Raw genomic sequence first — 13,390 nt, forward strand, 5'->3', positions numbered from 1 at the left:
ATTCGTATAGTGTCACTAGGCGTTGCTGATTCATATTCATGGTTGATTGATGCACTATTTAGCCGCGGAGTTTACGCAAAAAAACCGCTTTATGTGAAATCCTTAACAGCTAGCAGTGTTTTATTGCGTTATATAACGTTATAGGCTGCAATTTGTCCGCCTACTCAATCTGATGGTATCAATATGATTTAGGGCGACTCATATGATAGTCACCCTCAGTCTTTAGTGTTATTATTAAGGGCTTTTGATTGATTGTGTCAATTGTGGGAAAACCCGCTGAGATGATGGTCAGAAGCAGTGTTTATTCATTGACCTTGATGATGAAATTTGCAAGGAATTCAATGAATAAACATTAGAATTGAAAATTCAATGGAGCTCTGGGACCCGAAAACCCAGTGCGGTAGCTATGGGGTTATTCAGAATAATAAATAACTGATAAATTCTCAGCCACTCAATAAAAGTATAAATATTATTTTGCAAAATATTTTAAGTAAATTAAAAAACAACCCCAGAATATATAAAATTATTAGTAATAGTGGCTGGCTTTTATTTGATAAATTTATTCGAATGGGTTTAGGCTTATTAGTCAGCGTTTGGGTAGCTCGTTATTTAGGGCCATCTCAATATGGTGAACTAGCCTATGCTTTAGCATATTTAGCTTTCTTTCAATCCATATCAACTCTAGGTATGGATAGCTTAATAGTTAGAGATATTGCTAAGAATAAAAATATTGCAAATGAAATTTTAGGCACCGCATTCATATTACGAGCTTCAACAGGTTTGATATGCTGGATAATCGCACTCATTGGCATGGGATTATTAAATGGCTGGAGTAGTCAGAGCTTCTATATTACCGCCCTTGCAGGAGCAACATTAGTTTTTCAATCTGCTGATACCGTTGATTTATGGTTTCAAAGCCAGAGTCAAAATAAACGCACAGTAGCTGTAAAACTTTCTGCTTACATTATAGCAAACGGTATTAAAGTTATCCTAATTTTGACTAAAGCACCATTATTGGCTTTTGCCGCAGTTATTACGCTTGAAACATCTGCCATTGCATGTGGTCTTTTCTATGCATATAAAAAATACCCTTGTACACATTTATGGAATAGAACTAAACAAAGAGCCATTATCTTATTACATGAATCCTGGCCATTTATGGTCAGTGGATTATCTATAGTTCTATATATGAGAGTAGATCAATTAATGATCAAAAATTACTTAGGTGATGCTGAGCTAGGAATTTATGCCGCTGCTCTTCCATTGGCAACATTATGGCAATTTCTTCCTATGACATTATCTGTTAGCCTTGCCCCAATAGTAGCTCAAAGCAAAGCCCAAGGAGATGACCAATTTTATAAAACATTAGGTTATATTTTCCGTATTTTTGCAATACTTGGTTGGCTAATTTGCATTCCAATATCCATTTTATCTTACTTTATTGTAAATATATTATTTGGTGAAACCTATATTGCAGGTGCATCTGTATTATCAATAATTGTATTCACAAATTTATTTATAAATATGGGTGTAGCACAAAGCTTGTGGATAGTTAATGAAAGAAAATCAAAATTAAGCCTTTATAAAACACTTATGGGGGCAGTTGTATGCGTTACAGCTAATATAATTCTTATTCCATACTATGGAATAATTGGTGCTGCTATCAGTGCAGTATTAGCACAAGCTGTTTCAGCCATGCTTTCTAATATAATACTAAGTAAAAAAATCTTATATTTACAGTGTAAGAGCCTACTTTTAATTAAATAATCAGAAATCAATCATGAATCAACCTAACTTGGCTCCCGTTGTATTATTTGTTTATGGACGCCCTATTCATACACAACGAACAATAGATGCTCTATTACAAAATCCAGAATCAAAAGATACTGATTTAATCGTTTATTCTGACGGACCAAAGCAACATAGCGATACAGAAAAAGTAGAGTCTGTCAGAGACATAATTAAAAAAACGTCAGGATTTAAAAGTATTAATTTAATAGAACGAACTGAAAATCTTGGTTTATCCGCAAATATTATTGATGGTGTAACAAAAGTCTGTGAAGAATATGGAAAAGTGATTGTATTGGAAGATGATATAGTTACATCACCATTTTTTTTAAATTTCATGAATTCAGCATTAAATAAATATCAAAGCAATGAAAAGGTGTGGCATATAAGTGGTTGGAATTACCCACTTAAAAATACTGAAGAACTTCCTGAAACCTTTTTCTGGCGTACAATGAATTGCTGGGGTTGGGCTACATGGAAAGATCGCTGGCAACACTTTGAGAAGTCCCCACAAAAACTCGTTACCTCGTGGGATCAGGAAACTATACAAAAATTTAATCTTGATGGTTATCACAATTTTTGGTCTCAAGTCGAAGAAAATATTAGTGGGAAATTAAATACTTGGGCCATATTTTGGTATGCTACTATCTTCTCTCATAAAGGGTTATGTCTAAATCCAACTACAAGCTTTGTAGCCAATATTGGAAATGACGGTAGTGGTGAAAATTGCGGTAACATCGATATATACAGACATAAAATTAACCAAAAAACAGTAAGTCTCTGGCCTAACGTTATTGAAGAAAATATGAATATTGTATCTTTAATTAAATTTTTCTATAAAACTAGTAAACCAAGTTTTATACGTCGAATTCTGAGTAAAATAAAACGAGTACTATCATGAAAATCCTCCATATTTCTCATTCAGATATATTAGGTGGAGCAGCAAGAGCTTCCTATAGGCTACATAGAGCATTACTAGCCTCTGGACTAAACTCCGAAATGATGGTGCGAATAAAAAAAACAGATGATTGGACGATTTTAAGCTCAACATCTCGAGTAGAAAAATTAGTAGATATATTTCGTTCCACAATAGGTTCAAGTATTAATAAATTACAAAAATCAAAAAATATTAGTTTACACTCAGGCAATTGGTTGCCCTCTTTTTGGGCTAAAAAAATTAATGCTAGTGATGCCGATATAGTTAATATTCACTGGGTTGGTAATGAAACTTTATCTATAAAAGATTTAGGAAAAATAAATAAACCAATAGTTTGGACCATGCATGATATGTGGCCTTTTTGTGGGTCTGAGCACATTGCTGATTATGGGCAAGAGGCAAGATGGAAAATTGGATACACTCCTAGAAATAGAGCAAGCAATGATCATGGAATCGATTTAGATAGATTAACTTGGTTACGCAAAAAAAATGCATGGAATAATCAGCTGATACATGTTGTAGCTCCTAGCCAATGGATGTCCGAATGTATCAAAGACAGTATTCTTTTTAAGAAAAATCCAACTTATATTATACCAAACGTACTAGATACTCGCGTTTATAAACCTCTTAACCAAGATTTTTGTCGTGATGCATTGAATTTGCCTAAAGATAAGTTCATTATTTTATTCGGTGCAATCGGTGGTAGTAATGATGTAAACAAGGGACATGATTTACTTATATCTGCATTAAGCAAAGCAACAAATAGAATATATAATGATGATATATTATGCATTATTTTTGGCCAAAGCGAGCCTCAACATCCACAAAAGATTCCATTTAAAACAAAATGGTTAGGCCATATTTATGATGATACAACACTATCACTACTTTATAATTCGGCAAATGTTATGGTAGTCCCATCACGTATAGATAACCTTCCCCAAACTGCAACAGAAGCCCATGCATGTGGCACACCGGTCGTAAGTTTTGCAACAACAGGCTTAGTCGATATTATTGAACATAAAAAAACGGGATATTTAGCCAAGCCATTTTGTATTGACGATCTAGCAAATGGTATTATTTGGATTCTAGCAAACAAACTGTACCAATCTGATATAAGGGATAATGTAAGGAAGAAAGCTGAAAAATTATGGGCAAGTGATGTAGTTATAGAAAAATACATTGATGTATATAAGAAGGCTTTGGATACATACAAAAAATAATTATCCTTAGAAAAATCGAGAACATTGAAACAATAAAGAAAATAAAAGTGATATATGGAAAAAACACAAAACCTCAGCATAAACCCGAATAAAATCCACTCAGTCCTTTATTACTTTCTTTTTTTTATTGCAGGATTTAATTACTTATTAATATTTGCAATTTTAATTATCACATGCTCATTATTAGAAGCTTTAAAACTCAAAAACTCTAAAATAAAAACTCAATTCATAGTAAGTTCAATTATATTTTTCTTCTATATTTTACTAACCTTTTTTATTGGTGCTGACCGATTTTATACCCCAAGTCCATTTAATGCAATGACTGTTATCCTAATAAGCACTCTATACCTAGGTTTAATTTTGCAGTCAAAAACAAATATCGAGAAAAGAAACTTAATTAGTATGTATATTATTGGATTAGCAGCGCAATCTCTATTTATAGTTGCATATAATTATATGCAAGGTGAAAATTATGGCTATGGCAATTTATTAAACCCCTTTACAGGGAATAAAATGAATTCACCATCAATCAGCAATAATTTAGCACTATCTCTTTCGCTGTCACTATTTTATGTTTTCAATTTTAAAATGCTTGTGAAACTGGCATCTATTTTATTAACTTTATTGATGCTCTTATGTGGTTTTTATCTTTCAGGTAGGACTTTCTTTCTCATATCACTAATAGCATTAATCATGTTATTTATTCATAACTTTAAAATTAAAAATATATTTTACTTTATATTATTGATAATACCCCTTGGTTTTATTAGTACATATATACTTCCTGATAATATACATAAGCATATAGAGTTTACACTATCAAGACTAAGTGAAGGATTGGAAAGTAATAGATTTAAGCATTATTATTATGGACTTAGTGAGTTACCTAATTACCCTTTTGGAGGATTTATAGTCGACTCTTCCATAGAGAAAACTTTATGGTTTCATAATATTTTTCTTGATACTGCAAGAGTTGCAGGCTGGATTCCAACATTTCTCTTAGCAATGTTCACTATTATATCTTTAACTAGATATTTATATTACAGAAAAAATGCTTTTACTTTCTTTGGTCTTTATATTTTCCTTATAACATTTATTATCATGCAGCAAGATGTCATAGTCGAAGGAGAATATAGAATATTAATTATATTTTTTCTGTCAACTCTTATGTTTATAAAAGTAAAAGATGAAAGTTTAAAATGAAGATTACAATCATTACTATCAATTACAATAATTCTGTAGGATTACAAAAAACGATACAAAGCGTTCAGCAACAGACATGCATTCAAAATAATGATGTAGAATACATTATTATTGATGGTGCCTCCACCGATGACTCCCTAACTGTTATATTAAATCATGGTATAAATTATATATCGGAGCCTGATCATGGAATAAGTGATGCTTTTAATAAAGGAATAAAACTAGCTTCAGGAAAATATATTCTCATGCTAAACGCAGGGGATGAATTATTCGAAAATAACACTATTAGTAAGGTACTATCTTACATAGATAAAGATGAGTGTGAGTTGTATTATGGAGATGTTATCAATAGTGAAACCCATCAATTTGTTGGCCGAAAGTCACAATATACATACCCAGATAGCATTCCTCATCAAGGTGCTTTTGTTAAAAACAAATATTGTAATGAATTCATGTATTCCACAAAATTCAAAATACGAATGGATTATGATTTTTTCTCACGCTTAATAAAAAGGAAAATAAAAATAAAAAAATTACCTTTTACTATAGCAAAGTATGAGGATGGTGGTGTATCTATGAATATAAAAAACCGCGTAACGTTTTATTTAGAGGCAATAAAAATTGACTTTAGAGATAGAAATATCTCAATTGGCTCCAATATTTTTCGCTATATATATCATAAAATAAGAGGTTTATTATGATGGAAGAACAGTTTGAGGTTGTTTTAGTTGTTGCAGGTGATGATTTATATAAATTAAATATTGTCTGTAATAACTTACTAAAGAATTCAAACCCATCAAAAGTCAGCATAATTACGAATGATATTGAAAAAGCAAAAAAAATAATAGGTGAGCGGCAAGAAATAAAAATAATAGACGAAAAAACCATATTAAAACCATTTAATAATGAGCAACAATCAAGATACAGCATTGCTGGTTTTCCCAAAAGGTATTTTTGGTATTACCAACAGTTTTTAAAAATGGCTTACTCCTATTATTGTGAAAGTCAATACTACTTAATTTGGGATGCAGATACCGTACTAACTAAAAGTATAGATTTTTTCAAGGAAGGCATTCCAATCTATACCCAAGGTAAAGAGTCTTTACATCCAGAATATAAAAGTACATTCAATAGACTTTTCTCACTACCATATCTATCTAATCATTCTTTTATAGCTCAGCATATGATTATTAATAAAGAGATAATGCAAGAAATTATTAGTAAATTAGGTGGTATTAGCTCTTTTCAAAATACTATTATCGATAATTTATGCGGAAAAACACAAAGCCAATTTAGTGAATATGAAACTTATTTCAACTATATTTTAGCGTTAAATAAACCTCATGTTATTTTAAAGAGAAATTGGTTCCGCTATGGTGCTGCTCTTATTGGGTTTAATCCAAAAGATAAAGACATATTAAAATTATCTAAATATTATGATTACGTTGCTTTTGAGAAATTTGACGTTGGTTTTTTAAAAAAAGTCAGAGCAAGCTTGATACATTTTCTATCTATCTGGAATAGATAAATATGAACATTATATTTCAGCCATACTATTACTGGACAGGGCACTTTAAACAATACGCTGATTCCTTATTGAGCAGTAATGATGTTTTAATAAAACCAAAGGAAAATAAACAATACTCTGGATTCATTTCTTATTGTTACTTCCGATTCTATTACTTTACAATAAATTTTTTTAAATTAATAAAGTACAGAAAAAAAATTAATAAAATTTTTATTTTGGATTTCGAGCCAATATCAATACTATTATTTAATAGATTTATATTTAAAAAAGAAATTCAATATATTATAACAATACATGCCATTGAGATAAATGATTACAAATCTAGTTTCAAAAATAGAGTAGCGCAATTTCAGCGCTTTGCTCTTAAATCCGCATTAGCTACTATAAATAAGAAATTTAATTGCAAGTTTGTAGTCCATACTCATGCTCATCAGACTCAATTAATTGATTTTTTGAAGACTGAAAATCTAAATATCAATGTAATTGAATATCCAGCGCCTCAGCCTGCTTCATCCCCCAACTCACTAGTAAAATCATTCAATATATCCCCTAAAAATTTACTTGTATTTGGAGCAATTAGAGCAGATAAAGGCCTATATGAATTTATCGAGTCAATACGAAAAGCTAACTTAGATGAATCTATAGAGATTGTCTTCGCAGGTAAGGTAATGGACGATAGATTTGACTCTTACATTCCCCCTAAAAATGTTAAAATAGTTAATAAATTTTTGACTGAGCCTGAATTACATAACCTAGTTCAAAACTGCCACTTTTTTCTTGTTCCATATGCAAAAAATTATACTGGTGGTGCTGGCCCGGCAAAAGATGCAACATCTTATGGAAAACCAGTTATAACAAGTAACTTGGCAATTTTTAATGAGTTCTCAAAAAATAGTTTTGTTTACACGATAAATGATGCTAATGACTTAAATAATATAATTAATAACATTACAGATGCTGAATATGATGCATCCTGTGTTGCATCCTTAGAATATTCAAAGCGTAATAACTGGTCAACATTCAGGGATAAGTATATTTCCCTATAATTTACACAATACTTTACAAGTACAGTAGCCCCATCCATATAAACGATTTTGGTATAACATATGAAAAAAGCATTAATCACTGGTATTACTGGTCAAGATGGTTCTTATTTAGCTGAATTTCTTTTAGCTAAAGGATATCAAGTTCATGGGCTTATCCGTAGAACTTCCCTATTTAATACTGAACGTATTGACTCTGTTGTTAATAATAGCGACAGCATTAAATTGCACTATGGTGATTTAACTGACACTTCAAACTTAATTCGCCTAGTCAAAGAAATTGAACCTGACGAAATTTATAACCTCGGCGCTATGTCCCATGTTGCAGTCTCTTTCGAATCCCCCGAATATACTGCAGATGTAGATGCAATTGGCACATTACGTTTACTTGAAGCTATCCGTATAAATGGGTTAGAGAAAAAAACTCGTTTTTATCAGGCTTCAACTTCTGAACTGTACGGTGAAGTGCAAGAAATTCCACAGCGTGAAACGACACCATTTCACCCTCGCTCCCCTTATGCGGTAGCAAAAATGTACGCTTACTGGATCACAGTGAACTACCGTGAATCATATGGCATGTATGCATGCAATGGCACACTCTTTAACCATGAATCACCACGCCGCGGTGAAACCTTTGTAACACGCAAAATTACTCGTACTATTGCGAATATTTCTCAAGGGTTAGAGTCATGCTTATATCTAGGTAATATGGATGCACTCCGTGATTGGGGTCATGCAAAAGATTACGTTCGCATGCAGTGGATGATGTTACAGCAAGAACAAGCGGATGATTTTGTTATCGCGACGGGTAAACAAATTTCTGTACGTGAATTTGTTAGAATGTCGGCAAAAGAAGCGGGTATTGAACTTTCGTTCACGGGCGAAGGTATTGATGAAATAGCTACTGTCACTAATGTTGATAAGTCAATGGCTCCACATATTAATGTCGGCGATATCATTGTTCGTGTTAGCCCTAAATTCTTTAGACCTGCTGAAGTTGAAACATTATTAGGCGATCCATCAAAAGCGAAAGAAAAACTAGGATGGGTACCAGAGATCACTGTTGAAGAAATGTGTGCTGAAATGGTTGCTTCAGATATACAGAAAGCAAAACAACATGCCTTACTAAAGGCAAATGGTTTTGATGTCTCTATTTCTTTAGAAAACTAAGGATTATTACGTGAAAAAAAGAGTTTTTGTTGCTGGTCATAATGGCATGGTTGGCTCAGCAATAGTTAGACAGCTGGCCAATCGTAGTGATATTGAATTAATTACTAAATCACGTAATGAGTTAGATCTGACAAATCAGGCTGATGTTGATAATTTTTTTGCTCACAATGAAATTGATGAAGTTTATTTAGCTGCTGCAAAAGTAGGTGGTATTCACGCTAATAATACTTATCCCGCAGACTTTATTTATCAAAATCTCATTATGGAATGCAATATCATAAATGCTGCCCATAAAAATAATGTCCAACATTTATTATTTTTAGGATCTTCATGCATTTACCCTAAGCTTGCATCCCAACCAATGTCAGAAGATGCCCTTCTAACTGGCATTTTGGAAACGACTAACGAGCCTTATGCTATTGCAAAAATTGCCGGTATAAAACTGTGTGAATCCTATAATCGCCAATATAATCGTGATTATCGCAGTGTTATGCCAACAAATTTATACGGTGAAAATGATAATTTTCATCCAGAGAACTCTCACGTTATTCCAGCATTAATGCGCCGTTTCCACGAGGCAAAACTCAATAATGATGAGCAAGTTATTGTTTGGGGTACAGGCACACCAATGCGTGAATTCCTTCACGTTGATGATATGGCCGCGGCATCTGTTTATGTTATGGAACTTGATAAAAAGACTTATCAAGACAATACCCTGCCAATGCTCTCTCATATCAACGTAGGTACAGGCGTTGACTGTACTATTCGTGAAATGGCAGAAACTATGGCAAAAGTTGTTGGTTTTGCTGGAAAGGTGGTCTTTGATAGCAGCAAGCCTGATGGAACTCCACGTAAGCTCATGGATGTTTCACGCTTAAAAAATCTAGGCTGGAACTACTCTATTGAATTAGAAAATGGTCTTGATAAAACTTACCAATGGTTTTTGCAGAATCAAAATAACTTCCGCAAATAATAGGTTGTTAATATGACGCAACGATTAGAATTAAATACGTTTAAAACTGTCGTTGCATCTACGCCCCTCATTTCCATTGACTTGATTGTTTGCAATTCAAACAATCAAGCATTACTAGGATTACGTAATAACCGCCCTGCTCAAGGTTATTGGTTTGTTCCTGGAGGACGTATTTGCAAAGATGAAACGTTTGATGATGCATTCCACCGCCTAACTCATGCCGAACTTGGTTCTTCTTACAATATAAACGAATCTATCTTCATTGGGCATTATCAGCATTTATATTCTGATAATTTCTCTGAAGACAGCTTTTCAACTCACTATGTCGTACTGGGTTATTTAATTAAACAAGATATTGACCTCGATACGTTACCACTAGAACAACATAATAATTATAAGTGGTGGGATATCAATGAGCTGCTTACTTCAAGTGAAGTTCATGATAATACAAAGGCTTACTTTCTTAATCATCACTTCAATTCACGGTAAATTATAATGTTATTGCCTGTTATTATGGCCGGAGGCTCTGGTAGTCGTTTATGGCCGCTTTCTCGTAGCTTATATCCAAAACAATTTATTAGCCTCACGAGCAAAAAAACGATGCTACAAGAGACTATTGCTCGCCTAAAAAACATAGAGCATCAGCCACCGTTACTTATTTGTAATGAAGAACACCGGTTTATTGTTGCAGAACAATTGAGACAAGAGAATTTTAAACACAGTGGTATTATTTTAGAGCCAGTTGGCCGTAACACAGGGCCTGCAATTGCATTAGCGGCAATTAAATCCATGCAAAATGGTGATGATCCTCTACTGCTTGTTTTAGCCGCAGATCATGTTATTCAAGACCATGCATCCTTCACAAAGAGCATTGAAAAGGCAATCGCACCCGCAGAACAAGGCGCTTTAATTACCTTTGGAATTGTTCCGACTGCTCCAGAAACAGGTTATGGCTATATTAAAAAAGGTAATTTAGTCAATGAATCCGCTTTCCAAGTTGAACGTTTCGTTGAAAAGCCTGATTTAAATACTGCTGAACAATATATTGCTAGCAATGAGTATCTTTGGAATAGCGGAATGTTTTTATTTAAAGCATCTTGCTATGTTAACGAGTTAAAGAAACACGCCCCTGAAATCCTATCCAGCTGTGAGCTAGCACTTCAAAATTCGCTTAGTGACTTAGACTTTACACGTATCAATGCCGAAATTTTTGAAGCATGCCCAGAAGACTCCATTGACTATGCCGTTATGGAAAAAGCAGATAATGTCTTAGTTGTTCCAATGGATGCAGGGTGGAGTGATGTTGGCTCATTCAGTTCACTTTGGGAAGTCTCTCCTAAAGATCAACAGTCTAACGTTATCATTGGTGACGTTCTCACAGAAAACACTAGAAATAGTTATGTCTATTCGCAAAGTAAACTCGTCTCTACTGTTGGTGTTGATAACCTTGTGATTATTGAAACTAAAGATGCGGTTCTTGTTGCGAACAAAGATAATGTCCAAGATGTCAAAAGTATCGTTAATCAACTGAAACAAGCTGGCCGTAGTGAATGTGAGCAACACCGTGAAGCATATCGCCCATGGGGAACTCATGATGAAATTGCACAGGGGGAACGCTTTCACGTTAAACATTTGAAAGTTAAACCAGGTGAAAAAACCGCACTACAAATGCATTATCACCGAGCTGAGCATTGGGTAGTAGTACAAGGTACTGCTAAGGTTACTAATGGTGATAAAAGTTACATTCTAAGTGAGAACGAATCAACCTATATCCCTATAGGTTCACCTCATCGAATAGAAAATCCTGGAAAAATTGACCTTCATTTAATTGAAGTTCGTTCTGGAAATTATCTCGAAGAAGATGACATTGTTCGCATTAAAGAATATGGGTTAGATGACTAACCACCTAGACATTCTTAACGATGATATAATTATGAATAGTTATGATGTAATTAAAGAATCAGGCATTCAGTTTGGCACCAGCGGTGCCCGTGGTTTAGTGACTCAGTTTACTCATGAAACCTGCGCAGCTTTCACCCACGCATTCCTAGCAAGCATCAAAAATAAATTTAATTTCCGCCACGTAGCTATCGCGATAGATAACCGTCCCAGTAGTGAATTTATTGCGACAGCTTGTATTGATGCTATCCGAAAACAAGGCTTTGAGCCGCTTTACTATGGCGTTATTCCTACCCCAGCCCTTGCGTATACTGCGATGCAAAATAATATCCCTTGCATTATGGTAACGGGTAGCCACATTCCTTTTGATAGAAACGGTTTAAAGTTTTATCGACCTGACGGTGAGATAACAAAGGCTGATGAGCTTGAAATTCTGAATAGCAATATACAATTTGAACTCTCTCCTATCTTAGCACCGTTATTACCAGCAAACCCTCTCGCAGCAGAGCAATACATTCATCGATATAGTTCTATCTTCGATGAACAGCTATTAGCGGGAAAACGTATTGGTATCTATGAGCATTCGAGTGCAGGCCGAGACATTTATCCCATTCTATTTAAACATCTAGGCGCCGAAGTTATTTCTTTGGAAAGAAGTGATGTATTTGTTCCGATTGATACTGAAGCTGTTTCTGAAGAAGACAAAGTCAGAGCACAAGAGTGGTCTAAATTATATGGCTTTGATGCAATATTCTCAACAGATGGAGATGGTGACCGACCTCTAGTTGCTGATGAAAATGGTGTATGGCTACGGGGTGATATATTAGGTTTGCTATGTGCATTAGAAATGGGTATTGAAGCACTAGCGATTCCGGTAAGTTGCAATACAATTATTTCAGAAACAGAACAATTTAAGTGCGTCAAGCAAACAAAAATTGGTTCGCCTTATGTCATCGAAGAGTTTGCTAATTTAGTTCAAAGTTATTCCAAATTAGCAGGCTTCGAAGCCAATGGTGGTTTTCTACTTGGCTCAGATATTCTGATTAATAACAAACCACTCGCAGCGCTACCAACCCGCGATGCCGTCTTACCATTCCTGATGTTATTATCGGCAGCAAAAAAAGTGGGTATCTCTTCTTTAGTTAATGCATTACCGCAACGTATTACTTTTAGTGATCGTATACAAAATTTTGCGACAGAAAAAAGCAAAAATATCATTGAAAAAGCCAAGATTAACCCTGAAAAATTATTGAGTGATTTAGGCTTTAGCGATGCTCGCATATTAGAGATCAATATTATTGATGGTTTAAGGATGACATTGTCCAATGGTAATATCATCCATCTAAGACCTTCAGGCAATGCTCCTGAACTACGATGTTATGCTGAAGCAAATAGCGCTGAAATAGCGCAATCTACCGTCATTCAAACATTACGCCAAATTCAAACATTTTCTGACTTATAAAAATTGGTTACCACATGAAAATAGCAATCGCAGGTACCGGCTATGTCGGTCTGTCTAACGCCATGTTACTGTCTCAGCACCACGAAGTGGTGGCGGTCGATATCATCCCTGAAAAAGTGGCCATGCTGAATAACAAGCAATCACCGATTATTGACACTGAAATT

12 protein-coding genes and 1 pseudogene are annotated in these 13,390 nt (G+C 34.2%); all 13 read left to right on the forward strand.

Going from position 1 to position 13,390, the window contains the following annotated elements; all coding sequences use genetic code 11:
- Positions 1-474 precede the first annotated feature (474 nt).
- The gene (locus PR761_RS16065; RefSeq protein ID WP_230083551.1) at positions 475-1,767 is read left to right on the forward strand and encodes a flippase; all 1,293 of its coding nucleotides are present in this window, start codon (positions 475-477) and stop codon (positions 1,765-1,767) included.
- Between the two features lie 13 nt (positions 1,768-1,780).
- Positions 1,781-2,689 carry a glycosyltransferase gene (locus tag PR761_RS16070; protein ID WP_154610715.1) on the forward strand — a complete coding sequence of 303 codons (909 nt, stop codon included), beginning with the start codon at positions 1,781-1,783 and terminating at the stop codon, positions 2,687-2,689.
- The gene (locus PR761_RS16075) at positions 2,686-3,948 is read left to right on the forward strand and encodes a glycosyltransferase (protein WP_154610714.1); all 1,263 of its coding nucleotides are present in this window, start codon (positions 2,686-2,688) and stop codon (positions 3,946-3,948) included. The genes PR761_RS16070 and PR761_RS16075 overlap by 4 nt, the downstream gene beginning before the upstream one ends.
- 54 nt (positions 3,949-4,002) lie before the next feature.
- Positions 4,003-5,151: a hypothetical protein gene (locus PR761_RS16080; protein WP_154610713.1), complete on the forward strand. Its 1,149-nt coding sequence runs from the start codon at positions 4,003-4,005 to the stop codon at positions 5,149-5,151.
- Complete coding sequence (locus PR761_RS16085) at positions 5,148-5,852, forward strand: glycosyltransferase (protein ID WP_154610712.1); 705 nt, start codon at positions 5,148-5,150, stop codon at positions 5,850-5,852. The genes PR761_RS16080 and PR761_RS16085 overlap by 4 nt, the downstream gene beginning before the upstream one ends.
- Complete coding sequence (locus PR761_RS16090; protein ID WP_154610711.1) at positions 5,849-6,679, forward strand: DUF6492 family protein; 831 nt, start codon at positions 5,849-5,851, stop codon at positions 6,677-6,679. The genes PR761_RS16085 and PR761_RS16090 overlap by 4 nt, the downstream gene beginning before the upstream one ends.
- A gap of 2 nt (positions 6,680-6,681) precedes the next feature.
- Positions 6,682-7,725 (forward strand): glycosyltransferase, encoded by a 1,044-nt coding sequence (locus PR761_RS16095; protein WP_154610710.1) that lies wholly within the window; start codon positions 6,682-6,684, stop codon positions 7,723-7,725.
- 60 nt (positions 7,726-7,785) lie between these two features.
- Entirely contained in the window at positions 7,786-8,892 is a 1,107-nt protein-coding gene (gene gmd, locus PR761_RS16100) for a GDP-mannose 4,6-dehydratase (RefSeq protein WP_154610709.1), read from the forward strand.
- Positions 8,893-8,902: 10 nt separating this feature from the next.
- Positions 8,903-9,865 (forward strand): GDP-L-fucose synthase, encoded by a 963-nt coding sequence (fcl, locus tag PR761_RS16105; protein ID WP_272519370.1) that lies wholly within the window; start codon positions 8,903-8,905, stop codon positions 9,863-9,865.
- 12 nt (positions 9,866-9,877) lie between these two features.
- Positions 9,878-10,354 carry a GDP-mannose mannosyl hydrolase gene (locus PR761_RS16110; RefSeq protein WP_154610708.1) on the forward strand — a complete coding sequence of 159 codons (477 nt, stop codon included), beginning with the start codon at positions 9,878-9,880 and terminating at the stop codon, positions 10,352-10,354.
- Positions 10,355-10,360: 6 nt separating this feature from the next.
- Positions 10,361-11,767, forward strand: a complete 1,407-nt coding sequence (locus PR761_RS16115) for a mannose-1-phosphate guanylyltransferase/mannose-6-phosphate isomerase (protein WP_154610707.1) — start codon at positions 10,361-10,363, stop codon at positions 11,765-11,767.
- Positions 11,768-11,798: 31 nt separating this feature from the next.
- Complete coding sequence (locus PR761_RS16120) at positions 11,799-13,226, forward strand: phosphomannomutase (protein WP_230083550.1); 1,428 nt, start codon at positions 11,799-11,801, stop codon at positions 13,224-13,226.
- Between the two features lie 14 nt (positions 13,227-13,240).
- Positions 13,241-13,390: pseudogene (locus tag PR761_RS16125) on the forward strand (UDP-glucose 6-dehydrogenase); the annotation flags it as partial.

Source organism: Providencia sp. PROV210, assembly GCF_028479445.1.
GTDB classification, from domain to species: Bacteria; Pseudomonadota; Gammaproteobacteria; order Enterobacterales; family Enterobacteriaceae; genus Providencia; species Providencia rustigianii.